The 24,422-nt window shown below is 73.8% G+C and carries 13 protein-coding genes and 2 pseudogenes; 6 read left to right on the top strand and 9 right to left on the bottom strand.

The window, feature by feature from the left end; translation table 11 throughout:
* The first annotated feature begins 139 nt into the window (after window positions 1-139).
* Window positions 140-1,441, top strand: a pseudogene (gene eno, locus QFZ71_RS00620) (phosphopyruvate hydratase).
* 136 nt (window positions 1,442-1,577) lie between these two features.
* Here eno and QFZ71_RS00615 read toward each other — a convergent pair.
* A complete protein-coding gene (locus tag QFZ71_RS00615) occupies window positions 1,578-2,549 on the bottom strand; it encodes a DUF3048 domain-containing protein (protein WP_307666272.1) in 972 nt (323 codons plus the stop codon).
* A 307-nt stretch (window positions 2,550-2,856) separates the two neighbouring features.
* On the opposite strand from QFZ71_RS00615, the gene QFZ71_RS00610 reads away from it, so the two are divergent.
* From QFZ71_RS00610 to pgm, 3 genes are all read left to right on the top strand, one after another.
* Window positions 2,857-3,300, top strand: a complete 444-nt coding sequence (locus tag QFZ71_RS00610) for a hypothetical protein (protein ID WP_307666271.1) — start codon at window positions 2,857-2,859, stop codon at window positions 3,298-3,300.
* Between the two features lie 197 nt (window positions 3,301-3,497).
* Window positions 3,498-4,565, top strand: a complete 1,068-nt coding sequence (locus tag QFZ71_RS00605; RefSeq protein ID WP_307666270.1) for a chitinase — start codon at window positions 3,498-3,500, stop codon at window positions 4,563-4,565.
* Between the two features lie 216 nt (window positions 4,566-4,781).
* Window positions 4,782-6,425: a phosphoglucomutase (alpha-D-glucose-1,6-bisphosphate-dependent) gene (pgm, locus tag QFZ71_RS00600; RefSeq protein WP_307666269.1), complete on the top strand. Its 1,644-nt coding sequence runs from the start codon at window positions 4,782-4,784 to the stop codon at window positions 6,423-6,425.
* Between the two features lie 181 nt (window positions 6,426-6,606).
* Here pgm and QFZ71_RS00595 read toward each other — a convergent pair whose 3' ends face one another.
* The 5 genes from QFZ71_RS00595 to QFZ71_RS00575 all read right to left on the bottom strand — a co-directional run bounded on the left by QFZ71_RS00595 (window position 6,607) and on the right by QFZ71_RS00575 (window position 11,293).
* Complete coding sequence (locus tag QFZ71_RS00595) at window positions 6,607-6,846, bottom strand: phosphopantetheine-binding protein (protein ID WP_307666268.1); 240 nt, start codon at window positions 6,844-6,846, stop codon at window positions 6,607-6,609.
* The gene (locus QFZ71_RS00590; protein ID WP_307666267.1) at window positions 6,843-7,475 is read right to left on the bottom strand and encodes an isochorismatase family protein; all 633 of its coding nucleotides are present in this window, start codon (window positions 7,473-7,475) and stop codon (window positions 6,843-6,845) included. Before QFZ71_RS00590 ends, QFZ71_RS00595 begins: the two co-directional genes overlap by 4 nt.
* A gap of 29 nt (window positions 7,476-7,504) precedes the next feature.
* Window positions 7,505-9,181, bottom strand: coding sequence for a (2,3-dihydroxybenzoyl)adenylate synthase (locus tag QFZ71_RS00585; protein WP_307666266.1), 1,677 nt, complete (start codon window positions 9,179-9,181; stop codon window positions 7,505-7,507).
* On the bottom strand, window positions 9,178-10,383 hold the full coding sequence (gene dhbC, locus QFZ71_RS00580; protein WP_307666265.1) for an isochorismate synthase DhbC: 1,206 nt from the start codon (window positions 10,381-10,383) through the stop codon (window positions 9,178-9,180). The genes QFZ71_RS00585 and dhbC overlap by 4 nt, the downstream gene beginning before the upstream one ends.
* Window positions 10,384-10,462: 79 nt before the next feature.
* Window positions 10,463-11,293 carry a 2,3-dihydro-2,3-dihydroxybenzoate dehydrogenase gene (locus QFZ71_RS00575; RefSeq protein WP_307666264.1) on the bottom strand — a complete coding sequence of 277 codons (831 nt, stop codon included), beginning with the start codon at window positions 11,291-11,293 and terminating at the stop codon, window positions 10,463-10,465.
* Window positions 11,294-11,392: 99 nt separating this feature from the next.
* Between QFZ71_RS00575 and fhuB the strand changes: the two genes are divergently transcribed.
* Both fhuB and fes read left to right on the top strand, forming a co-directional pair.
* Window positions 11,393-13,789 (top strand): Fe(3+)-hydroxamate ABC transporter permease FhuB, encoded by a 2,397-nt coding sequence (gene fhuB, locus QFZ71_RS00570; RefSeq protein ID WP_307666263.1) that lies wholly within the window; start codon window positions 11,393-11,395, stop codon window positions 13,787-13,789.
* Window positions 13,790-13,843: 54 nt separating this feature from the next.
* The gene (gene fes, locus QFZ71_RS00565; protein WP_307666262.1) at window positions 13,844-15,130 is read left to right on the top strand and encodes an enterochelin esterase; all 1,287 of its coding nucleotides are present in this window, start codon (window positions 13,844-13,846) and stop codon (window positions 15,128-15,130) included.
* A 111-nt stretch (window positions 15,131-15,241) separates the two neighbouring features.
* Here fes and QFZ71_RS00560 read toward each other — a convergent pair whose 3' ends face one another.
* The 3 genes and pseudogenes from QFZ71_RS00560 to QFZ71_RS30385 all read right to left on the bottom strand — a co-directional run bounded on the left by QFZ71_RS00560 (window position 15,242) and on the right by QFZ71_RS30385 (window position 24,315).
* Window positions 15,242-16,699, bottom strand: a complete 1,458-nt coding sequence (locus QFZ71_RS00560; RefSeq protein WP_307666261.1) for a DHA2 family efflux MFS transporter permease subunit — start codon at window positions 16,697-16,699, stop codon at window positions 15,242-15,244.
* Window positions 16,696-16,899: an MbtH family protein gene (locus QFZ71_RS00555; protein ID WP_307666260.1), complete on the bottom strand. Its 204-nt coding sequence runs from the start codon at window positions 16,897-16,899 to the stop codon at window positions 16,696-16,698. Before QFZ71_RS00555 ends, QFZ71_RS00560 begins: the two co-directional genes overlap by 4 nt.
* A 5-nt stretch (window positions 16,900-16,904) precedes the next feature.
* Window positions 16,905-24,315, bottom strand: a pseudogene (locus tag QFZ71_RS30385) (amino acid adenylation domain-containing protein).
* Window positions 24,316-24,422 lie beyond the last annotated feature (107 nt).

Below are 24,422 nucleotides of genomic sequence, written 5' to 3'. Positions count from 1 at the left end.
GCGTGGGAGACCACCGGCGAAACTGCACAGCAGGACTGCGCAGCACATCTGAACAGCATTGCTGTAGAGTCCTGGTGTCGCGGTTCGCGCCGGCGCTGTCGCAAGAGTGCCGCGACATGTGACTACGGAAGGGCCTTCCATGGACCTCGCAGCTGTCGGACCCACCGCCATCCGGTCCGTGACCGCCCGCCGCGTCATCGACAGCCGTGGCAACCCCACCGTCGAGGCCGACGTCCGCCTCGCCGACGGGTCCCTCGGCCGTGCCGCGGTCCCCTCCGGCGCCTCCACCGGAGCACGGGAGGCCGTCGAGCTGCGTGACGGGGACGCCGGACAGTGGCACGGCAAGGGCGTGGACCGCGCGGTCGGCCATGTCTCCGGGGAGATAGCGGCCGCCGTGGTGGGCCGCGACGCCGACGACCAGGCGGGTCTGGACGCGGCGCTCGTCGCGCTCGACGGAACGCCCGGCAAGTCCCGGCTCGGCGCCAACGCGATCCTCGGCGTCTCGCTCGCCGCCGCGAAGGCCGCCGCCGCGTCCCACCGCCAGCCGCTCTACCGCTACCTGGGCGGCGCCGACGCCCGTCTCCTGCCGCTCCCGATGATGAACATCATCAACGGCGGCGCTCATGCCGACAATCCGCTCGACTTCCAGGAGTTCATGATCGCGCCGGTGGGCGCGACGACCTTCGCGGAGGCCGTCCGGATGGGCTCCGAGATCTTCCACACCCTGCGCCGCGACCTGCTCGCCGCCGGCCACGCCACCGGCGTCGGCGACGAGGGCGGCTTCGCACCCGCGCTGCGTACGGCCGAGGAGGCGCTCGACTTCGTACTGAGCGCCGTGGAACGCACCGGGTACCGGCCCGGTACGGACATCGGCCTGATCATGGACCCCGCCTCGTCGGAGTTCTTCCGCGACGGCGCCTACGTCTACACCGGCGAGGGCGTCCGCCGCACCCCCTCCGAGCAGGTCGACTACCTGGTCGAGCTGATCGACGCGTACCCGATCGTCTCCATCGAGGACCCGATGGCCGAGAACGACATGGACGGCTGACGCGAGCTGACCGCCCGCGTCGGCCACCGCTGCCAGCTCACCGGCGACGACGTGTTCTGCACGGACGAGGCGCAGGTGCGCGAAGGCATCCGTACCGGCGTCGGCAACTCGGTCCTGGTGAAGGTCAACCAGATCGGCACCCTGACCGAGGCGCTCGCCACGGTCGCCACCGCCCGCCGGGCCGGCTGGAGCGCCGTGATGTCCCACCGCTCGGGGGAGACGGAGGACACCACCATCGCGGACCTGGCGGTGGCGACGGGCTGCGGCCAGATCAAGACGGGCTCGCTGTCCCGCTCCGACCGCACCGCCAAGTACAACCAGCTGATCCGGATCGAGGAGGAGCTGGGCGACGCGGCGCAGTACGCGGGCGGGGCGCTGCTCTCCCGCTCCTGACCGCCGGCCGGGGGCGGCCCGCACCCCCGGTGCCCCGTGTCCACGGGCCCGGCCCGGCCCGGTGGACCGTCATGTCCACCGGTGGCGGGGCCCACGGCCCCCGCCACCGGGCGGACGCCCCGTCCCGCACCCTGCCTCAGGGGGCCGTCGCGGAACCGGAGCCCCCGCGGGGCGCGTACAGGATCCACAGCGGGCCCTCGGCGAGTTCGATGCGCCGCCCGTCGGAGGCGGTGTATACGGTGTCCGCGTCCGCCGAGGGGCGCGACCACCGCACGTCGTGGGCCCGGCCGTCCCGCAGGACGACCGCGCTGCCCGCCCCCACCGTCTCGGTGAACGGGCTGACGTTGCCGGACCGGTCGCGGAACTCGGACGGCCGTACGGTCACCTCCTGGACGACCACCGTGCCGGCCCCGAGCCGGCCGCCCTCGCTCGTCCGGGCCGGCGCCCCGTCCAGCGAGACCAGCCACCGCTCGCGCCCCGCCGACCAGCTGAACGTCACGGACGCGGACGGATAGCGCACCGTGCGGCTGTCCTCCGGCTCCCCGCCGGAGGGCGTCGCACCCGTCTTCAGCCCCAGCGCCTCGACGGCGTCCGCCCCGGACGCCTCGAACGGAATCCTCCCCGGCCGCAGGTAGAGATTGTGCGGCGCGGGCCGCCCCGGACCCCGGAAGTAGGCCCCCGGCGCCTTCGAGGGCGGCACGGCGTCCAGCGGCGCGCGGTCGATGACCGGCAGCAGCCTGCCCTGAGCGCCCGAGAAGGCCAGCACCGGCCGGCCGAACTGCCGCAGCAGTTCCAGATCGGTCTCCCGCGCGCTGCGCACCGGGCCGATCACCGGCGGCACCTCGGAGGAGTAGACGGCGAGGATCCGGCTCAGCCCGGCCTCCACCTGCTCGACGTACACGACGTCGGCCTTCTCCAGTCCGGTGTGCGGGCGCGCGGGGGCCACGTTGTCGATCTTCACGGCGAGCACCCGCCCGGCCCGTCCCCCGAAGGACGTGCTGTCGTGGGGCGAGGGCGAGCCGTCCCCGCCCGTGCATCCTGCGGTCATGGCCAGCAGCAGCGCACCGAACAGTGCCCCGACCGACCTCTTCACTCCGGCTGCGGACATGGCGAACGCCCTTCCGGGAGCGGCGGTCGGCGGTCTCGGCGCACCGCCGTCGTATCGCGGCCCCCTCCACCGTCCATCATCGCCTCTCGGGCGCCCCGCGGCCGTGCGGCGGGCCGTGCCGGGCGGAGACGGCCGCGGACATGCAGACGGAATGTGCCCGAACCCCCTGGGGTCCGGCCGACTTGGCCGGAACTGCTCGCCGCCGCGCCCCGGATTCTGCTTCCTCCGGGGCCGTCACCTCTCTACGGTTGCACCAGTGGCGGGCGGTGTGCCCGTACGGCACGACAGGTGAGGCGGAGGGGATTCGGTGGAAGCCGAGTTGGCGGCACTGGCGGCTTCGGGGGCGACGACCTTCGTGGGGCTGATGGCGACGGAGGCGTGGACGCAGGTGCGCGGGCGGCTCGTCCGGTTCCTGGGCCGGGGCGAGGACGACGAGGTGATCGACGCCGAGCTGGAGGAATCCCGCGCGGAGCTGACGGCGGCCCGCGCCGAGGACGACGAGGCGGCGGCCGCGGACATCGAGGCGGAGTGGCGCAACAGGCTCCGCCGCACCCTGCGCGCCGACCCCGCGGCCGCCGGAGAACTGCGGGCGATCCTCGACGAGCTGGCGCCCCAGCAGTCCACCGGCCCCGCCGTGGCGATCAACCACAACACCATCAACGGCGGCCACTACAACGCGCCGGTGATCATGGCCCAGTGGGTCAACGACGGCGTTCCCCCCACGCCCCGGCGGGGATCAGGCGACGCGTGACCACCACGGGCTGCGGTGACGTGCCCCGGCACGCCGCCGCGGCGCCCGTCGCACGCCCCTGACGGCGTATCTGGTCCAGACCTCTTGACCGAAGGTCTGGACCATTCTACGGTTTGGCAGGGTCACGACACAGGGCGGGTCGGGGCGAACCTTTCGCGCCGTCGGCGGCGGACCCGGGCAGGAAGGACTGACGGACCATGGGACGTGCACCACGACTGCTGGGCCTCGCCCTGGCCGCTGCGCTCACCGTACCGATGCTGGTCGGAGCCGCGCCGCCCGAGACGTCGGGAACGAAGAACGCCGCCGCCGAGACCTGTGCGGTCAAGTCGAAGCCCGCGGGCAAGGTGCTCCAGGGGTACTGGGAGAACTGGGACGGCGCGGCCAACGGCGTGCACCCGCCCCTCGGCTGGATCCCGATCACCGACCCCCGTATCACCCGGCACGGCTACAACGTCATCAACGCGGCCTTCCCCGTCATCCGCTCCGACGGCACCGTCCTCTGGGAGGACGGCATGGACAACACGGTCAGGGTCGCCACCCCCGCGGAGATGTGCCAGGCCAAGGCGGCCGGCCTGACCACCCTCATGTCGATCGGCGGGGCCACCGCCGGAATCGACCTCAGCTCCGGCGCGGTGGCCGACCGGTTCGTCGCGACGATCGTCCCGATCCTGAAGAAGTACAACTTCGACGGCATCGACATCGACATCGAGACCGGACTCGTCGGTTCCGGCAACATCAACCAGCCCTCCCCGTCGCAGGCCAACCTCATCCGCATCATCGACGGCGTCCTCGCCGCCATGCCGCCGAACTTCGGCCTCACCATGGCCCCCGAGACGGCCTACGTCACCGGCGGCAGCGTGGTCTACGGCTCGATCTGGGGCGCGTACCTCCCGGTCATCAAGAAGTACGCCGACAACGGCCGCCTGTGGTGGCTGAACATGCAGTACTACAACGGCAGCATGTACGGCTGCTCCGGCGACTCCTACTCCGCCGGAACCGTCGCGGGCTTCACCGCACAGACCGACTGCCTGAACAAGGGGCTCGTGATCCAGGGCACCACCGTCAAGGTGCCCTACGACAAGCAGGTGCCGGGCCTGCCCGCCCAGCCCGGCGCGGGCGGCGGCCACATGTCGCCCTCGCTCGTCTCGCAGGCGTGGAACCGCTACAACGGTTCCCTCAAGGGGCTGATGACCTGGTCCCTCAACTGGGACGGCTCCAGGAACTGGACCTTCGGCGACAACGTGAAGTCCCTCCAGGGCCGTTGAGCCGCAAACCCGCCTGATCCCCACGCCCCCGGTCCGCCGATGACCGGGGGCGTGGCGCCGCTCCGGCCGGACGCGACACGAGGAAGGCGTGAACCGGTCGCGCACCGGGGCGGTCGAGACGACAGAATCGGGTACGGACCGGGTGATCTTTCCCCGGTGCGCCGGCCCCGTCCCCCCGCGGGCCGGCCGGTGACGAAGACGTACGAGGAGACCCCGATGGTGCACGAACGGGCCGGTCACCCGGCACAGCCCGCAGACCTGGTCGACGTGGCACGCCTGGTGACGGCCTACTACGCCCTCCATCCCGATCCGGCCGACCCCGCCCAGCGGGTGGCCTTCGGCACCTCGGGCCACCGCGGCTCCGCGTTCGCCGCCGCGTTCAACGAGGACCACATCGCCGCGACCACCCAGGCGATCTGCGACTACCGCGCCCGCCAGGGCACCGACGGGCCCCTGTTCCTCGGCGCGGACACCCACGCCCTCTCCGAACCGGCCCGCGTCACCGCCCTGGAGGTGCTCGCCGCGAACGGCGTCACCACCCTCATCGACAGCGCGGACGGCTACACCCCGACCCCCGCCGTCTCGCACGCCATCCTCACGTACAACCAGGGGCGCGCCGGGCACCTGGCCGACGGCATCGTGGTCACCCCCTCGCACAACCCGCCCGCCGACGGCGGCTTCAAGTACAACCCGCCGAACGGGGGACCGGCCGCCTCCGACGCCACCTCCTGGATCCAGGACCGGGCCAACGCCCTGATCGAGGCGGGGCTCGGAGAGGTCCGCCGCATCCCCTACGCCCGCGCCCTGGCCGCCGACACCACCCGCCGTCACGACTTCCTGACCGCGTACGTCGACGACCTGCCCTCCGTCCTCGACCTCGACGCCGTACGGGACGCGGGCATCCGGATCGGCGCCGACCCGCTCGGCGGCGCGTCCGTCGCCTACTGGGGGCGGATCGCCGAACGGCACGGGATCGACCTCACCGTCGTCAACCCGCTGGCCGATCCCACCTGGCGGTTCATGACGCTGGACTGGGACGGCAAGATCCGTATGGACTGCTCCTCGCCGCACGCCATGGCCTCGCTGATCGAGCAGCGCGACGCGTACGCCATCTCCACCGGCAACGACGCCGACGCCGACCGGCACGGCATCGTCACCCCGGACGGCGGCCTGATGAACCCCAACCACTATTTGGCCGTCGCCATCGACCACCTCTGCACCCACCGCGACGGATGGGCCGCCGGGACCGGCATCGGCAAGACCCTGGTCTCGTCGTCGATGATCGACCGGGTCGCCCACGACCTCGGCCGCCCCCTGATGGAGGTCCCGGTCGGCTTCAAGTGGTTCGTCGACGGCCTCCACGACGGCAGCCTCGGCTTCGGCGGCGAGGAGTCCGCCGGGGCCTCCTTCCTGCGCCGCGACGGCAGGGTCTGGACCACGGACAAGGACGGCATCCTGCTGGCCCTCCTCGCCTCCGAGATCACCGCCGTCACCGGGGCCACCCCCTCCGAGCACTACGCGCGGCTCACCGACCGCTTCGGCGACCCGGCCTACGCGCGCGTCGACGCACCCGCCACCCGAGAGGAGAAGGCCGTCCTCGCCAAGCTCTCCCCGCAGCAGGTCGAGGCCGACACCCTGGCCGGGGAACCGATCACCGCCGTCCTCACCGAGGCCCCCGGCAACGGGGCGCCCATCGGCGGCCTCAAGGTCTGCACCGACAGCGCCTGGTTCGCCGCCCGCCCCTCGGGCACCGAGGACGTCTACAAGGTGTACGCGGAGAGCTTCCAGGGCCCCGGCCACCTCGCCCGGGTCCAGGAGGAGGCGCAGGCCCTCGTCTCCGAAGCCCTGGGAAGCGCCTAGGAGCCGGGCCGCCGGCCGCGTCGCGGGCGGAGCGGGCGGACCCGGCGGGCCGGGCGTGGGGATTCCCCACGCCCGGCCCGCCCGCGGGGATCGCGCCCACCGGCGACCGGCCGGCCCGGGGGGCCGGTCCCACAAGTGGTCCTCGGGCCGGTCCCCGGGGCGGCCTGCGGGGCCGGCGGGTTCAGCCGGTGATGCCGAGCAGAGGGGCCCAGGACTCCAGGGCGGGCTTCTCGGCGAGGTCGGCGAAGGCCACCTCGATGCCGTGGTCGCGGCGCCAGGCGGCGGCCAGCGACATCAGGCGGACGGAGTCGAGGCCGTAGTCGACGAGGTTCTCGTCGACCGGGATCTCCTCGGGGTCCTCCCCGAGGATGTCGGCGACATCGGCACGCAGTTGTTCGAGCGTGAGCGCCACGGCGGTCACTTCCCTTCGAAGACGGTCCGGGCGGTCGTGACGACGGCGCACTTGCCCGCGGCCCACCGCAGCGCCATCGCATGGTCCTCGGCCGAGAAGTCCGCCACCGCGTCGGCCACCACGAACGCCTGGATGTCCTGCATCCACGCGTCGCAGGCCGTCATCAGCACCCCGATGTGGGCGTAGACGCCGGTGATGACGATCTGGTCGCGCCCCTGCTCGCGCAGCCGCTCCAGCAGATCGGTCCGGACGAATCCGCTGTACTTCCACTTGGTGAGGACCGTGTCGCCCGCGTCGGGGGCGACCTCGTCCGCGATGGCGGCCAGGTGTTCGTCGGCCGGGAGGCCGGGCCCCCAGAAGTCCTGCTGGAGCCCGCGCTCCTCGGGGCTCTGGCCGCCGGGCTGCGCGGTGTAGAGCACCGGAACACCGAGCCGAGCGGCATCCTTCTTCAACTCGGCTACATGGGCGAGCAGTTCGGGTACGGGGGCCGCGTCGCGGTCGTACGCCGAGAGGAAGTGGTTCTGCAGGTCGTGGACGAGGAGCACCGCACGCGCGGGATCGACGGTCCAGTCGACCCGGTTGGCGGGCAGCTCGTCGGCGGCCGGCATGGGGTAGGGGGCGATGGCGGGCAGAGCCATGGTGGAGAGCATTCCGTTCGAGGAGTCGTTCAGTGGGACGGGGAGGCGGGCGCGGCCGTGGGCGACGGGACCGGGGGAGCGGACGGCGCGGCGGTGCGGGCGGCGGCGTTGCGGAGGTCCTTCTTGGAGACCTTGCCCACGCCCGTCTGCGGGAACGCGTCCACGAACTCGACCCGGTCGGGCACCTTGTAGGCGGCCAGGCCCCGTTCGCGTACGAACCGCTTGACGGCCACGGGCTTCAGCGGACCCTCACCCGAGCGCAGGATCACGTAGGCGCAGACGCGTTCGCCCAGATACGGGTCGGGCTCGGCCACCACGTTGGCGTCGTGCACGGCCGGGTGGGCGAGGATGTGGTTCTCGACCTCCTCGGCCGCGATCTTCTCGCCGCCCCGGTTGATCTGGTCCTTGGCCCGCCCCTCGACGACGATGTGCCCCGTCGGGGTGGTCCGCACGATGTCGCCCGTGCGGTAGAAGCCGTCCTCGGTGAAGGAACGGGCGTTGTGCTCCGGGGCGTTCCAGTAGCCCCGGATGGTGTAGGGGCCTCGGGTCAGCAGGTGGCCGGTCTCGCCGGGGGCCACCTCCCGGTCCTCGTCGTCGACGACCAGGATCTCGTCGTCGGGCGAGATGGGCCGCCCCTGAGTGGTGACGATCGTCTCCACCGGGTCGTCCAGCCGGGTGTAGTTGACCAGCCCCTCGGCCATGCCGAAGACCTGCTGGAGGGTGCAGCCGAGGGCGGGACGCACCCGGCGGGCCGCCTCCTCGCTGAACTTCGCGCCGCCCACGAGCAGGACGTCCAGGCTGCTGAGGTCGTGTGCCGCGTTGGGAGCGGCCTCGGTCCACAGGAGGGCCAGCGGCGGCACGAGCCCGGTGATGGTGACGCCCTCGCGTTCGATCAGCGGGAACGCCGCCTCCGGGGAGGGCGCCGGGCACAGCACCACACGGCCCCCGGCGTACAGGGTGCCCAGCGAACCGGGGGAGGAGAGGGGGAAGTTGTGGGCCGCCGGGAGCACACACAGGTAGACGCTGTTCTCGTCGACCGCGCAGATCTCGTTGGACCCCCGCAGCGAGTAGATGTAGTCGTCGTGGGTGCGCGGGATCAGCTTCGGCACACCGGTGCTGCCGCCGGACAGCTGGAGGAAGGCCAGGTCGTCCGGGCGCGGACCGCCGTAGCCGACCGGGTCCTCGGCCACCTCGGACAGCGCCTCGAACTCGCCCGGATCCCCCTGGGCGACGAACACGTGCCGCAGCGTCCTCACATCGGCACGGGTCTTCGACGCCAGCTCGCGGTAGTCGAAGCCGCCGTGCTCGGCCGCGACGATGTACGCCACCGCCCCGGTGAATTCGCAGAAGTAGGTGATCTCGCTCTCGCGGTGCGCCGGCAGCGCGAAGACCGGCAGGGCGCCGATCCGGAACAGCGCGAAGATCACCTCGAAGAACTCGGCGATGTTGGGAAGTTGCACCACCACCTTGTCGCCCTTGGCGATGCCGCGGGAGAGGAGGCCCGCCGCCAGCCGGTCGGCGCGCCGGTCGAGATCGGCGTACGTCCACCGGCTCCTCGCCACGGGATCGACGATCGCGACCCGGTCCGGATGGGCCTCGGCGCGCTGCCGCAGCATCTCCCCGAAGGTCTCGCCGCGCCACCAGCCCGCCGCCCGGTACTTCTCCGCGAACTCGGCGGGCCAGGCCGGCGCCGCTTGCGTACTCACAGCTCGGCTCCCACGGCGGTCAGGAAGGTGCGGAACTTGGCCGCGGTCTCGGCGGTCTCGGCCTCGGGCTCGGAGGCGGCGACGACGCCCGCACCGGCGTAGAGGCGCAGCATGCGCTCCTCGGCGTCGGCGCAGCGGATGGTGACGACCCATTCGCCGTCGCCGTGGGCGTCGCCCCAGCCGACCATGCCGGTGAAGAACCCGCGGTCGAACGGCTCGGTCTCCGCGATGACCTGACGGGCGGTCGGGGTCGGCGTCCCGCAGACGGCGGGCGTGGGGTGCAGCGCGCAGGCCAGTTCCAGCGCCGAGGCGTCGGAGGAGGCGAGGGTGCCGGTGACCGTGGTGGACAGGTGCCACATGGTGGCGGTGCGGATGAGCGTCGGGCGGGCCGGGACGGTCAGCTCCGCGCAGTGCGGGGCGAGTGCCTGGTGGACGGCGTCCACGACGACGGCGTGCTCGTGGAGGTCCTTCACGGACTCCAGGAGCGTGGCCGCCCGCCGTACGTCCTCGGCGAGGTCGGCGCTGCGCGGGGTCGATCCGGCGAGCGGGTTGGCGACGACCCGCGTCCCGTGGCGGGAGACGAGCAGTTCGGGGCTGGCGCCGATGAGGGTGCGGCCGGGGCCGGTCGGCAGGGCGAAGGTGTAGCCGGAGGGGTCGCGGCGGGCGAGCCGCTGGAGCATCGCGGGCAGGTCGAGCGGGGCGTCGGAGGTGAGTTCGAGGGTGCGTGCCAGGACGACCTTGCTGAACTCCCCGCGCCACATGCGCTCCACGGCGGAGGCGACGCCCTTGCCGTAGATCTCCGGCTCGGGCACCTGCTGTATTCGCCATCGTCCGGCGGCGGGAGCGCTCGCGGGCAGGGCGATGAGCGGGTCGGAGGCGAGCGGCGGCGCGGTGCGGACCGCCGCCGGGACGCTCAGGGCGGCCGGGGAGCAGTGGTCGAAGGGTATGGCGCCCATGACCACCGGCGACTCCTGCCCGGCGGAGACCGCCGCGGCGAGCGTGGCGTCCACCCGTTCGGCCAACGGTCTTTCGTCATGTGGGACTTCGCGGCCCGGTCCCCGTGCGAGCAGGGTGCGTCCGGGGGTTGCGAGAAAGCGGTCGCCCGGTGTGTAGGCGTCCAGCAGTGAGGTGGCCGCTCCTACGGCCGGGTGGGCCTGGTCGGCCGGTTCGGTGTGCGTGGCGACCTGGGGTGCCGTCGACACGGGAACTCCATTCTCGATGGTCCCGTCAGCGGGTGCGGGGGCTGGATGGAAGGTGAAGGCGGGGAGGAGCGGACGGCGGTCAGCGCAGGGTCGCTCCGCCGTCGACGTACAGCTCCTGCATGGTGATGTGGCGGGCGCGGTCCGAGGCGAGGAACGCCACCGTCTCCGCGATGTCCGCCGGGTCGGCGATCCGGCCGAGCGGAATGCCGGTGCGGTACGTCGAGGGGTCCCCGTCGAGGACGCGCCGCGCGGCGCCGGGATCGGTCCACAGCGCCCGTTGCATCGGGGTGTCGGTGGAACCGGGCGCGACGACGTTGCAGCGGACACCGCTGCGCGCGAGTTCGAGCCCCAGGCATTTGGTGAACATGGCGGCCGCCGCCTTGGACGCGGCGTAGGCGGCCATGCCGGTGCGGGGGATTCCGGCGGCGTTGGAGCCGACGGTGACGACCGCGCCCGATCCGCGGGCGGCCATGAGCGGGGCGACGGCCTGCGAGACGTGGTAGACGCCGGTGGCGTTGACCGCGAACGTGTCCGCCCAGTCCTGGCCGGAGAGGACGGACGCCGGGCCGGTCCGCAGGATGCCCGCCACGTTCACCAGCACGTCCACCGGACCCAGTTGGTGTTCCACGCGGGCCACGGTGCTCTCCACCGAACTCCGGTCGGTGACATCCATCACGTACGGGTGCAGGCTGCCGGCCGAACGCTCGTCCTCGGGCAGCTTCTCCTGGCCCAGGGCCCACTCGGCGGCGAGCGCCTCGATGCCGGGCAGGGCCAGGTCGGTGGCGGCCACCCGCGCGCCGAGGGTGGCGAGCAGGTCGGCGACTGCCGCGCCGATGCCCTGTGCGGCACCGGTGACCAGAGCAGTGCGCCCGAGGAACTCGCCGCTTCTGCCCGGTATGTGCTCAGCCATGAGCAACCTCCTCCGGGTGTTAGGTAAGGGTAACCTAAATTGAATCGACGGCCCAGAAGGTGTCGAGCCGTCGATTTCCACTTAGGCTAGCCTCACCTTATGCATACGCCGCGCACGGGGACCACGGCCTCGGCTCCCGAACACGACACCTCGACCGTTCAGTTGGCCGGGCCCGAAGTCGACCCGCCGACGGAGGCCCTGCCGACCGATCATGAGAACGTCGCCACGGGAGTCGAGAAGGGGGCGCCGCGACAGGCCGGCCACGCCACCGGCCACGGGCCGGCCTCCGGGAAGCCCGCGGCCCCGGACGCACCCGAGGACCCCCGCCCCGCGGCGGGCCCCCGGTCGCGGACCGTGGGGGCCGCCGTCGCCGGACTGGTCCTCGCCGTCCTGCTGTTGACCGCCCTCTCCCTCTGCGTCGGCGCGGGCGAGGTCGGCCCCGGCGGCGTTCTGGACTACCTGCTCGGCCGCGACGGCGCGCGCGACGACGCCCGGCTCTCCCTCGTCGTCGGCGATCTGCGGCTGCCGCGCACCGTCACCGCGCTGCTCGTCGGAGCCGCCCTCGGCGTCGCCGGCTGCCTGCTCCAGGCGGTCACCCGCAACCCCCTGGCCGAGACCGGGCTCCTCGGGGTGAACGCCGGCGCCTCGCTCGGCGTCGTCGCGGGCATCGCGCTCCTCGGCTTCGATTCCGGTTACGCCTACCTCGTCTGCGCGTTCGTCGGCGCGGTGGTCGCCAGCGGCCTGGTCCTCCTGATATCCGGCAGACGCGGCGGCGGCTCACCCATGCGCCTGGTCCTCGCCGGAGCCGCCCTCGGCGCCACCTTCGGCGGGCTCACCAGCGTCATCATCGTCAACTCCGCCGAGACCTACGACCGGTTCCGCTTCTGGGTCCTCGGCTCCCTCGCCGGGGTCGAGGGCTTCGGCGAACTCGTCCGCCTCGCCCCCGTCCTCGCCCTCGGCTTCCTCATCGCCCTCCTGGCCGCCCGCCCGCTCTCCGCCCTGGCGCTCGGGGACGATCTGGCACGGGGCCTCGGGCACCGGCCCCCCGTGATCCGTACGGTCGTCGCCGTCGGCGTCACCCTCCTGACGGCCGCCGCCGTCGCGCTCGCCGGGCCCATCTCCTTCCTCGGCCTGCTCGCCGGGTTCCTCGCCCGCGCCCTCGCCGGCACCCGGCTGGCCGCCCGCATCCTGCTCGCCGGGCTCATCGGGGCCTGCGTCCTCACCGTCTCCGACATCGCCGCGCGGGTGGTCTCCCGGCCCTTCGAGGCGCCGGTCTCCGTCATCGTCGCCCTCATCGGCGCGCCCGTCCTCATCGCCATCGTCCGCTCCCGGCAGCTGGCCTCGATGGGCATGACCGAACCCGCCACCGAGGAACGCGCCCCCGACCGCCCCCGCCGCCTCCGGACCGCCCTGCCGCGCCCCACCCGCCGCACCCCGAAGGCCAAGACCCTCCGGGCCGCCCCGGCCGACACCCTCGTCCTGCGCCGCGGCCCCCTCTCCCTCCTCGTGACCCGGCGTGCCGCACTCGCCGCCCTCGCCCTCGCCGGAGCCCTCGTCCTCGCCGTGGTCCTCTCGGCGTACGCGGGCCAGAGCGACATGGGCGTGGGCCGCACGTTCCGTGCGGTGTTCGGCCAGGGTGACCGCTTCGACGTCCTGCTCGTCCAGAAGTTCCGACTCGGCCGCATCGTCGCCGGACTCACCGCCGGCGCGGCGCTCGGCCTGGCCGGCTGCCTCACCCAGACCCTGGCCCGCAACCGCCTGGCCACCCCCGAACTCCTCGGAGTCAACGACGGGGCCACCGCCGCGGTCCTGCTGTCCGTCACGCTCAGCGCCACCGGGTCCTTCGGCGCCTGGTGGGCCGGACCGATCGGCGCGCTCGTCGCCGTCGTCGTGGTCACCACCGTCTCCGGCGGCCTCGGCCAACGCGGCTACCGCGTCCTCGTGGTCGGCCTCGCCATGTCCGCACTGGCCTCCGCGGTCACCCAGGTCGTCCTGTCCCGCCGCTCCCTCTCCTCCGCCGGCTCCCTGTACGTGTGGACCTCGGGCAGCCTCAACGGTCGCAGCTACTCCGTCGCCGTGCCCGTCCTCATCGGCCTCGCGGTCCTGGTGCCCGCCGCCCTCGTCGTCGCCCGGCACCTGGGCGTCCTGCGCTTCGACGACGCGACCGCCTCCTCGCTCGGCTCCGCGCCCGGCCGCGTCCGCGCGCTCTCCCTGCTCCTGGCCGTCGCCCTCGCGGGCCTCGCGGTCGGCATCTGCGGCCCCGTCGGCTTCGTCGCGCTCGCCTCCCCCGTCATCGCCTCCCGGCTCGCCGGGCCCCTGCGGGTCCCGCTCGTCGGCTCGATGCTCACCGGAGCCGTCCTCGTCGTCGCCGCCGACACCCTCGGCCGCATCGTCCTCGACGGCTCAGAACTGCCCGTCGGCATCGTCACCACCGTCCTCGGCGGCCCCTTCCTGCTCTGGGTGCTGCTCGGGCGCTCCGCCGCCACCCGCGTGTAGCTGCCGCCATCGCGCGGCCCCGTCCTCACCCCCGTACGGAAGAACGAGACAGCCATGACCCACCCGCCGGGCGAAAACCCGCCGCCCCCTCCCGTGTCGTCCACCGAACCGACCGACTCCGGGACGAGCGCCGTGCGAAGCCCGCTGCTGCGTACGCTCCGCGCGGACGTCCGCGCGGAGCGGCCCGCCGCCGAGGAGGCGTTCTGGCGGTACGCCGCCGAGACCGGCACCCCGCTGGTCGAACCCGACCCCGAGGGCGACGCGGACCACCGGCTCGTCACCTTCGTCCGCCGCGAGGACCCCGAGCGCCCCGCCACTCACGTCCTGGCCCTGGTCCACACGGTCACCGACAAGGACCGGCACGCGGGCGACCTCGCCCCGCACCTGATGCGCCGTGTCGAGGGCACCGGCGTCTGGGCGATCAGCCACCGGCTGCGCGCCGACCACCGCGCCTCGTACCAGTTCCACGCCACCGACGGCAGCCGCGAGGACGCCCTGTGCGCCGACCGCACCGCCTGGCTCCAGGTCCTCGACCGGGCCGAGCCCGACCCGCTCAACACCCGGCCCCCCCTGCCCTCACGGGACGGCCGCAACCCCGCCTCCGTGTTCGACCTGCCCGACGCCCCGCCGCAGTCGCACATCTGCCGCCGCGCCGGCGCGGACCGGGGGCGGACGATCGACGCCGAGGTCGACGGCCGCCGGGTCACCGTCCACCTGCCCCCCGGCCACCGCCCGGACGGTGGCCCGTACGCGCTCGCGGTGCTCCTCGACGGAGAGATGTGGGGGCCCGTCCTCGGTGTCGGCGACATCCTCGACAACCTGCACGCGGACGGAGACCTGCCACCCACCGTGGCCGTCCTGGTCGACACCATGGGCCGGCGGATGCAGGACCTCGCGTGCAGCGCCCCGTTCGTCGACTGGCTCGCCGACACCCTGCTGCCGTGGGCCGGGCAGGGGTACGGAGCCGGGGCGGACGCCGCCCGAACGGTGATCGCGGGGCAGAGCGCGGGCGGCCTCACCGCAGCGTTCGCCGCCTTCCGGCGCCCCGACCGCTTCGGCCTCGCCCTCTCCCAGTCGGGCTCCTTCTGGTGGCCCGACGACGAGCGCGGCTGCGAATGGCTCACCGGACAGTACGCGTGGGCCGAACGCAGGCCGGTCACCCTCCGGTTGGAGGTCGGACTCCAGGAGTGGATGCTCCTCGGGGAGAACCGCAGGCTCCGCAACGTGCTGCGCGCCCGCGGCTACGACGTCCGCTACCGGGAGTTCAACGGCGGCCACGACTACGCCTGCTGGCGTGGCGGCCTCGCCGACGGCCTGGCGGACCTGCTCGGCGCGCGCTGACCCACGCCGTGGGCCGCTTCCCGGCCCCGTGCGGGCAACGTCCCGGCCTCATGCGGGCAAGGGGCGGGGCGGCACCCCCTCGGGATGCCGCCCCGCCCCTTCTTCGCGCACTCAGCCCCTGATCGCCGGAGCCTCGTCCCCCGCCAGGACCGCACCCGGCGGCGCGTCCTCGTCGTCGAAGGGCGGCGGCTGCGGAGCCTCGCGCGGCAGCCGCAGCGCGATCAGCGCCCCGACCGCCACCAGCCCCGCCGTCACCCAGACCGCCGTACGGTACGGGCCCGGATCGACGGCCTCCGTCACATGGCCGCCCCCGATCACCGCCGCACAGGCGGCGATCCCGAACGCGCCGCCCAGGGTGCGGACGATCTGGAACAGGCCCATCGCCTGCCCCATGTCCGCAGGCCCGATCGACTCGAACCCGGAGATCTGCACGGTCAGCACCGCCGTCCCGAGCACCAGACCGATGAGGAACATCAGCGCGCGCACGCTCCACGCGTTCTCCGCCACGCCGGGCACGGCGAGCGCCCCGAAGACCGCCGCGGCGAGCAGCAGCGCCGGCACGGTCAGCAGCCGGGGGCCGAGCCGGGGCAGCAGCCGGTCCACCACCTGCGAGGCCAGCATCAGCCCGACCGCCTCCGGGAACACGCTCAGCCCGGCGTCCAGCGCCGACGCCCCCAGACTCGCCTGGTAGAGCAGCGGAAAGACGAACAGCACGCCCATCAGCCCGGCCGCGGTCACCCCGGCCAGCGCCGAGGCGGACCCGTACACCCGGTCCGCGAGCAGCCGCAGCCTCAGCAACGGCGTTCTCGCCCGCACCTGGTGCAGGACCGCCGCCAAGAGCAGGACGGACCCCAGCGCCGCACTGACGGCGACGGGGGGCCGGGTCCAGCCCTGCGAGGGGCCGAAGCCGAGCGCGTACGTCAGCAGACCCAGCGCCGGGGTGGCCAGCCAGAAGCCCACCGTGTCGAACTTCCCCTCCGGTCCCTCCACATGCTCCCGCAGGCCGAGGACGCCCAGCAGCACAGCCGCCACTCCGATCGGCACGTTCACGAAGAACAGCCAGTGCCAGGAGAGGTGTTCGGTGAGTAGCCCGCCCAGCGGCGGACCCAGCGCCGGCATCAGCGCGGTCGGCACGATCAGCACCTTCGCCAGCTTCATCCGCTCGTGCGGCGGGAACGCCCGGAACAGCAGCGTCATCCCGACCGGCGTCAACAACCCGCCCGCCAGGCCCTGTGCGGCACGGGCGACCACGAGGGTGGTCAGGCCGGGGGCCAGACCGCAGACCGCCGAGGCGAGCGTGAACGCGGCCAGCGCGCCGAGGAAGACCCGCTTCGTCCCGAACCGGTCGCCCAGCCACCCGGCCACCGGCAGCGCCACCGCGAGCGCGACCAGGAAGGCAGTCTCCACGGTGTTGGCCGCCGACAGCGGGCGGCCGAAGTCGCCCGCGATCGTGTACAGCGCCGGGTTCACGATCGTCGAGTCCAGGCCGTTCATGCACATCGCGGCCGTGTAGACGAGGACGACCGCGATCCGGGGGCGTATCCGGGGCCGGATCAGCAGCCCGCTCACCGCGCGGGGGCGGCGACGGGGCCGGACCAGTGCGCGGAGATCCAGTCCAGCGCTTCCTGCCGGGCGACCGGGCCGTGCGCCGTGGTCCAGCCCTCGGGCACCGCGGCGAACAGCGGCCACAGCGAGTGCGCACCCTCCGCGTTGGTCAGCACCAGGAACTCCCCGTCCGCGTCGAAGGGGTTGGTGGATGCGTCGCTCATCGGTGTCACTTCTCCAGCTCGGTCAGTCGGTCGGCGACCACGCGTGCGATGTGCGCGATCGGCTCGGGCAGGGTCATGTCCTTGTGCGAGCAGGCGACGTCGGTGTTGTCGATGCGCCCGCTCACGTACGGGGTCCAGGTTTCCGGCGTCAGGGCGTCGTCGATGGTGTCCACCGTGGCCCGGAAGAACAGCACATCGCCCCGGAACACCCGGTGGTCGTAGGCCCGTACGAGATCGTTGGTGTTGAGGTACACCTCGCCGAGCGCCTCGATCTTCGCGGCGGAGAGCGCGGCCAGCGGGGAGCCCTCGCGGCGCAGTACCTCCACCACGTTCGCCGTGTTCAGCTCCTTGTCCCCGAGGCTGTCGGGGCCGTAACCGCCCATGGTGAGCAGCGATTCGAGGGCCTCGGCACGGTCGGGCACCGGCAGACCGCGGAACCCCTCGGCGGGATAGGCGTCGAGGATGGCCAGCAACTCGACCTCCTGGCCGGCCTCTTGGAGCACTGCCGCGATCGCGTGCGCGATGATGCCGCCGGTCGACCAGCCGAGCAGCCGGTACGGGCCCTCCGGCTGGACCTCGCGGATGCGGGACGCGTAATGGGCGGCCAGCTCCTCCAGCGTGGTGGGCAGCGGCTCCCGCGCCGTCGCCTCACCGACGCCCTGGGCCTGGAGTCCGTAGATCGGCACATCGGCCGGCAGATGGCGGATCAGACCGGCGTAGCACCAGCTCAGGCCACCCGCCGGGTGGACGCAGTGGACCGGGGCGCGGTCGCCGGGCCGGGCGGGTCGCAACGGCAGCAGCACATCGAGCGGGTCCTCCTCGCGCGAGACGTCCAGCGCCGCGTCCAGCGCGGCGGGCGTCGGCGCCTGGAACACCGTGCCGATCGACACCTCGATGCCGAACGCCGCCCTGATCCGCCCGGCGAGACGCACCGCGAGAAGGGAATGGCCGCCCAGGTCGAAGAAGTTGTCCTCCACCCCTGCGGCCGGCAGCCCCAGCACCTCCGCGAAGATCGAGCAGAGCTGCTCCTCGCGGACCGTGCGCGGCGCGCGGCCCCCGGCGGTCGGCGGAACGCCCGGCGCGGGGAGCGCCTTGCGGTCGAGCTTGCCGTTGCCGGTCAGCGGCAGCCGGTCCAGCACCACCACCGCCGAGGGCACCATGTGGACCGGCAGCGTGGCGGCGGCGTGCTCGCGCAGGGCCGCCGGAACCGGTTCGGCACCGGGCGCGGGGACGACGTAACCCACCAGCCGCTTGTCGCCGGGCGTGTCCTCGCGGACCACGACCGCCGCGTCCGCGACCTCGGGATGTGCGGCCAAGACCGCCTCGATCTCCCCGAGTTCGATGCGGAAGCCGCGGATCTTCACCTGCTGGTCGCCCCGCCCGAAGTACTCCAGGGCGCCGTCCGCACGCCGCCGGGCCAGATCGCCCGAGCGGTACATCCGGGTCCCGCTCTCCCCGAAGAGACGCGCGAACGGGTCGGCCACGAAGCGCCCCGCCGTCAGGTCCGGGCGGCCCAGATAGCCGAGGGCCACCCCTTCGCCCGCGACGTACATCTCACCGGTCACACCCGGCGGCACCGGCTGGAGCCGGTCGTCGAGGACGTAGACGCGCAGGTCCGGGATGTTGACGCCGATGGTGCTGGAGATCGCGGAGGCCGCCGTCGCCCGGTCCAGCGCCAGGTACGAGACATGGACGGTCGTCTCCGTGATGCCGTACATGTTGACCAGGGTCGGTGCGTTCTCGTGGTGGCGGGTGTACCAGTCCGCGAGCCGCCCCAGCTCCAGCGCCTCCCCGCCGAACACCACGTACCGCAGCGCCAGTTCGTGCCCCGGCGACTCCCGGTCGGCGGCGGCGAGCTGGTAGAAGGCGGACGGCGTCTGGTTCAGGACGGTCACCTTCTCGTCCGCCAGCAGCCGGAGGAAGGCGTGCGGGTCACGGCTGGTCACGTGCGGGACGACGACGACCCGGCCGCCGTACAGCAGCGCCCCCCACAGCTCCCACACCGAGAAGTCGAACGCGTACGAATGGAACAGGGTCCACACGTCGTCCGGTCCGAACGCGAACCAGTGCTCGGTCGCCGTCAGCAGTCGCGTCACATTGTGCTGGGTGACCACGACGCCCTTGGGACGGCCGGTGGAGCCCGAGGTGTAGATGACGTAGGCCGGGTCCTGCGGGGTGAGCGGCCGGGTGCGGTCCGCCTGGCCGAGGGGGCCGTCCGGGAAGCCGGCCGCCTCGTCCACCGTGATCAGAGGGAGGTCGTGCGCGGGCAGCCGCCCGGCCGTCGCCGTGTCCGTGATCAGCGCCGCCGGACGGGCGTCGTCCAGCATGTACGCGAGCCGGTCCGCCGGGTAGTCCGGGTCCATCGGCAGATACGCGGCCCCCGCCAGGGACACCGCGAGCAACCCGGCCACCAGGTCCGGCGAGCGCGGCAGGGCGAGCGCCACGATCGAGCCGGGGCCGATGCCGCGGGACGCCAGCAACCGGGCCAGGGACCGGGCCCGTGAGGACAGTTCGGCGTACGTCAGCGACGTGCCCTCGCAGCTGACGGCGGTCCGCTCCGGGTGCCGGCGGGCGGCTGCACCGTAGACCTCTGCCAGGGTGAGCGGCGCCGGGCCGTCGCCGGGAACGCCGTTCGCCTCGACCAGGACCCGGTGGATCTCGTCGTCACCGAGGATCGGGAGCAGCCCGACAGGGGTGCCGGGCCGCTCGGCCGCCGCGGTGAGCAGCCGGGACAGGCGGTCCGCCAGGGCCTGGGCGGTCGACCGGTCGAAGAGGTCCGTGCGGAACTCCAGGAAGCCGCCGATGCCGCCGCCGGGGAGCTCGCCCGCGTTGAGGGTCAGGTCGAACTTCGCGGTGCCGGACGGTACGGCGGTCAGCCGCGCGGTGGTCTCCGGGCCGAGGGCTACGGGCCCGTCCGCGATCGACTGCCAGGCCAGCATCACCTGGAACAGCGGGTGCCGGGCCAGCGAGCGCGGCGGGTTCAGCGCCTCGACGAGGTGGTCGAAGGGCAGCGCGTCGTGTTCGTACGCGGCGAGCGTGGTGGCGCGCACCCGGTCCAGCAGATCGCCGAAGGCAGGGTCGCCGGAGGTGTCGGTGCGCAGCACCACGGTGTTGGTGAAGAAGCCGACGAGCCCGGCCGTGGCGTCGTCGTCGCGGCCCGCCACGGGGGTGCCGAGGGGGATGTCGGTGCCGCAGCCGTGCCGGGTCAGCAGGGCGGCGAGCCCGGCCTGCACCGTCATGAACACGGTCGCGCCGTGCGCCCGCGCGAGCCGGCGCAGCGCCTCGTGCGCCGCCGCGTCCAGGGTGAAGGGCACGGTGTCGCCCGCCGAGGTGGCGACGGGCGGCCGGGGCCGGTCGGTGGGCAGCTCCACCTGGTCCGGCAGCCCGGCGAGCGCCTGCCGCCAGTGGGCGAGCTGCGCCTCGGCGAGCGCGGTCGGCTCGGCCGGGGAGCCCAGGAGCAGCTGGAGCCTGGCCGCGTGGTCCACGTACTGGCCGCTCAGCGGTGTGAACTCCGGTACGCGTCCCTCGGAGCGGGCGGCGTAGGCGGTGGCCAGGTCACGGGCGAGGGGAGTGGTGGAAGCCCCGTCGCCCGCTATGTGGTGCAGGAGCAGCAGAAGGGTGTGGTGCTCGGGCGCATCGCTGAACAGGACGGTACGCAGCGGGGGTTCGGTGGCGAGATCGAAGCAGTACCGCACGGCTTCGGCGAGATCGCTGCCGGGCTCGGCCAACTGCAGCACCGGGCGGGCCGCCGGGTCGTCGGCGGAGAGTATGCGCTGGTGGGGCATGCCGTCCGTGCTGCCGCCCACGGCGTCGCCGGAGGCGTGGTCCATCGGCGGATACACCGTACGGAGTGTTTCGTGACGACCTGTCAGGTCCTCCAGGGCGAGCTGGAGCGCGTCACGGTCGAGAGGACCGTCGACGCTCAGGACGAGCGGGATGTTGTAGGTGGGACTGGGCCCTTCGAGACGGTCGAGGAACCACAGTCGCTGCTGGGCCGCGGAGAGCGGGAGCGGGCCGGTGCGCGGGACGGGGACGAGCGGCAGGGAGGTGGTGGCGGCCCCGCCGCGGGAGCGGACGAGCGCGGCCAGGGCGCCGGGCGTGGTGTGGCGGAAGACGTCCGCGATGCTCATCGGCACGCCGAAGTGCTCCCGGACGCGGGCGGCCAGCCGGGCGGCGAGCAGCGAGTGCCCGCCGAGGTCGAGGAAGCCGGCGTCGGCGGCCGGTGGTTCGGCGATGCCGAGCACGTCGGCGAAGATCCCGCGCACGATCTCGGTGTGCGGTCCGCCGTCCGCGCCGTCCGTGGCTCCCCCGGCGAGGACGAGCGGTTCGGGGTCGGGCAGGGCGCGGTGGTCGAGCTTGTCGTTGGCGGTACGGGGCAGCGCGTCCAGGAGGGTCACGGTCGCGGGGACCATGTGCTCGGGCAGGGCGGCGGCCAGATGCTCGCGGAGCTCGGGCGGGGGTGGGAGGCGCGCTGTCGGCGGCGCGGTCCGGTCCTCCGGGCCCGGCGTCCTTGGACCGTACCGGGACGGCGTAGGCCAGCAGCCGCTTGCCGTGGCCGGTGTCGCGGGCGATGACGGCGGCCGCGGCGACCCGGGGGTGGGCGGCCAGCCGGGCCTGGATCTCCCCGAGTTCGATGCGGAAGCCCCGGATCTTGACCTGGTCGTCGCTGCGCCCGAGGAACTCCAGGGTGTGGTCCTCGCGGCGGCGCACCAGGTCACCGGTGCGGTACATCCGGCCCCCGGCGTCCCCGTGCCGCGCGCCGAAGGGATCCGCGACGAACCGCTCGGCCGTCAGATCGGGGCGGCCCAGGTAGCCGAGGGCCAGGCAGGCACCCGCGACGTACAGCTCACCCGTCACACCGGCGGGCACGGGGCGGAGGGAGGAGTCCAGCACGTAGACGCGTGAGCCGCGCACCGGCCGGCCGTCGGGCACGGCGGCCGTGGCACCCGGCACCCAGTAGTAGGCGTCGACCGTCGTCTCGGTCGGCCCGTAGAGGTTGACCGGGTGCACGGCCGGCGCCTCCGCCAGCCGCTCCCACAGAGCCGGGGGCACGGTCTCCCCACCGACCACCAGATGGGCCGGATGATGGCGGCCCTCGTCCAGCAGACCCTCGGCGAGCAGCGCTTCGGCATAGGAGGGAGTGACATCGAGATAGTCGATCAGGTGCGCGTCGACGTACGCGGTGAGGGCCGCCGGGTCCCGGTAGGCGGCGTCGTCCAGCAGGTGCAGCTCGTGGCCGTGGACCATCCACAGCAGCGGGTCCCAGGAGGCGTCGAAGGCGAACGAGGCGCTGTGCGCGACCCGGAGGCGTTCCCGGCCGGTCCGGGCGACGGCCGGAGCGATGTGGTCCGTGCCGTGCCCGGCGCAGAGGTTGGCGAGCGAGGCATGGCTGACGAGGACGCCCTTGGGGCGGCCCGTCGAACCGGAGGTGTGGATGAGATAGGCCGGGTCCGCCAGGGCCGGGCCGCCCGGCAGGGGACCGGCGGGGCAGGCGGCCAGGGCGTCGGCCGTGGCCGGGGCGTCCAGCGCCACGACCGGCAGGCCGTGGTCGGGCAGCGCGGCGAGCGTCGCCGCCGTGCCGATCACGCACAGCGGGCGCGCGTCCTCCAGGACGGCCAGGGTCCGGGCGGCGGGGTGGCCGAGGTCGAGCGGCTGGCAGACCAGGCCCGCCTTGAGCACGGCCAGCAGCGCCACGACCATGTCGGCGGTCCGGGGCAGCGCCAGGGCCACCGTGCCGCCCGCGACACCGCCCTCCCCGGCGATGCCCGGCCCGGTCAGCAGATGGGCCAGGCGGTCGGAGGCGGCGTCCAGCTCGGCGAAGGTGAGCCGGGCCCCCGCCGAGGCGGCGTCATCGGCAGCGGCCGCCGACGGGTCCGTACGCGGGTCGGGCGCGGAGCCTGCCCCGGCCCCGGTGCCCCGGAACGTCCCCGCCACCGTGGAGCGTACGGCGACGGCGTCCGGGGTCCGGGCCGCCTGTGCGGTGAACGAGCGGGGGAGCGGAAGCGCGGCGGAAGGCTCGGTGCGGCCGGACGTGGCGTCCCGCACCTGCTCCTCGGTGAGCAGGTCCAGGGTGCCGATCGGCCGTTCCGGGGCGGTCAGCAGCAGCTCGGCCAGGCCGTCCAGGCAGCGCAGCCAGGTGTCCTGGTGGGCGGCGAGGTCCGCAGGACCGTAGGAGGCGGGGTCGGCGTCCAGGGTGAGCCGCAGGCCCCCGTCCGGACCGGGGGCCGCGCCGAGAGCCAGCCCTTCCACGGGACCGGCCGCGAGATTGCGCACGGTGCCCGTGGCCCCGGCGAAGTCCAGCGCGCCGTCGAACGGTTTGACGTTGACCAGCGGACCGGTGAGCGGGGTCTCCGCCGACTCCAGGGCCAGATCGCGGCGCAGGTCGGCCTGCGGGTAGCGCTGGTGGCGGCGGACCGCGCGGATCTCCAGCACCACCCGGCGCAGCAGTTCGGCCGCGGTGTCCGCCGGGCGCACGGTGATCCGCAGCGGCAGCACGTTCACGGTCATGGCGGGTGTCCGCAGGGCCGCGGGTCCCCGCCGGTTGGTCAGCGGCAGGCCGAGCACGACGTCCTCGGCGCCGGTGAGCCGGTGCAGATGGCCGGCGGTCGCGGCCACCACGAGCTCCGCCCAGGTCGCCTTCGCCGTACCCGCGGCCGAGGACAGCCGCTCCAGCGCCCCGGCGGGAAGATCGGTGACCAGGTGGACCGGTCCGCCGTCCGTCGCGTCCCGGGTGAGGGCGGGGGAGCGGTGTGGAGCGGGGACCGACGCGCCCGCCATGCGGGCGGTCCAGAACGCCCGGTCCGCCGCGTACTCCTCGCCGGCCAGATACGCGGCCTCCTGCCCGGTCAGCTCGCTCAGCGGGGCGAACCGGCCCTCGGGCAGCGGCTCCCCGGCGGCCAGCGCCCGGTACAGCTCGGCGACGCGCTGCCCGATGAGGGACAGGGCGTAGGCGTCCACCGCGATGTGGTGCACGCGCTGGTACCAGAGGTGGCGCTCCTCACCGACCCGGATCAGAGCCTGCGTCATCAGCGCGCCGTCGGCGGCGAGGTCCACCGGCCGGGACAGGTCCTCCCGCATCCACGCCTCGGCCTCGGCCTCGGTCGACTCCAGGCGGTGCACCACGGGTGCGACGGGGGTGACGACCCGCTGCACGGGCGCCCCGTCGACTTCGGACACGCGCACGGCGAGCGTCTCCGCCTCGGTGACCGCCCGCGTCAACGCCGTCGTGAACAGGTCCGCGTCCAGCGGTCCGTCGATCTCGACGCGGTCCGCCGTGTTCAGCTCGGTGCCCAGCGGGGCCAGCTGGTGCGCGTAGTAGATGCCCGACTGGGCGGCGAGGAGGGGGAGTCCGGGGGAGGACACACCACCGAGGTCTGCTGCCGAAGAGCTGGTCGGGCGGTTCGGACGCTCATGCATGGGTGTGACGACTCCCCTGAAGGACAACGGACACCGGGCTGTTGGGCACACGGCGCACACTTAGGTAAGGCTAAGTTAACCTATTTCCGGCAGCGCAGGCGACCGCA

Origin of the sequence: Streptomyces sp. V2I9 (genome assembly GCF_030817475.1) — a bacterium.
Taxonomy (GTDB): Bacteria; Actinomycetota; Actinomycetes; order Streptomycetales; family Streptomycetaceae; genus Streptomyces.
The sequence above is the reverse complement of the archived record's forward strand: the minus strand, read 5'-3'. Positions and strand labels throughout refer to the sequence as shown.

Bases quoted from the DNA above. Each gene is read 5' to 3' on its own strand.
- QFZ71_RS00615 (WP_307666272.1), bottom strand. From the start codon at position 2,549: ATGTCCGCAGCCGGAGTGAAGAGGTCGGTCGGGGCACTGTTCGGTGCG.
- QFZ71_RS00605 (WP_307666270.1), top strand. From the start codon at position 3,498: ATGGGACGTGCACCACGACTGCTGGGCCTCGCCCTGGCCGCTGCGCTC.
- pgm (WP_307666269.1), top strand. From the start codon at position 4,782: ATGGTGCACGAACGGGCCGGTCACCCGGCACAGCCCGCAGACCTGGTC.
- QFZ71_RS00590 (WP_307666267.1), bottom strand. From the start codon at position 7,475: ATGGCTCTGCCCGCCATCGCCCCCTACCCCATGCCGGCCGCCGACGAG.
- QFZ71_RS00575 (WP_307666264.1), bottom strand. From the start codon at position 11,293: ATGGCTGAGCACATACCGGGCAGAAGCGGCGAGTTCCTCGGGCGCACT.
- fhuB (WP_307666263.1), top strand. From the start codon at position 11,393: ATGCATACGCCGCGCACGGGGACCACGGCCTCGGCTCCCGAACACGAC.
- fes (WP_307666262.1), top strand. From the start codon at position 13,844: ATGACCCACCCGCCGGGCGAAAACCCGCCGCCCCCTCCCGTGTCGTCC.
- QFZ71_RS00555 (WP_307666260.1), bottom strand. From the start codon at position 16,899: ATGAGCGACGCATCCACCAACCCCTTCGACGCGGACGGGGAGTTCCTG.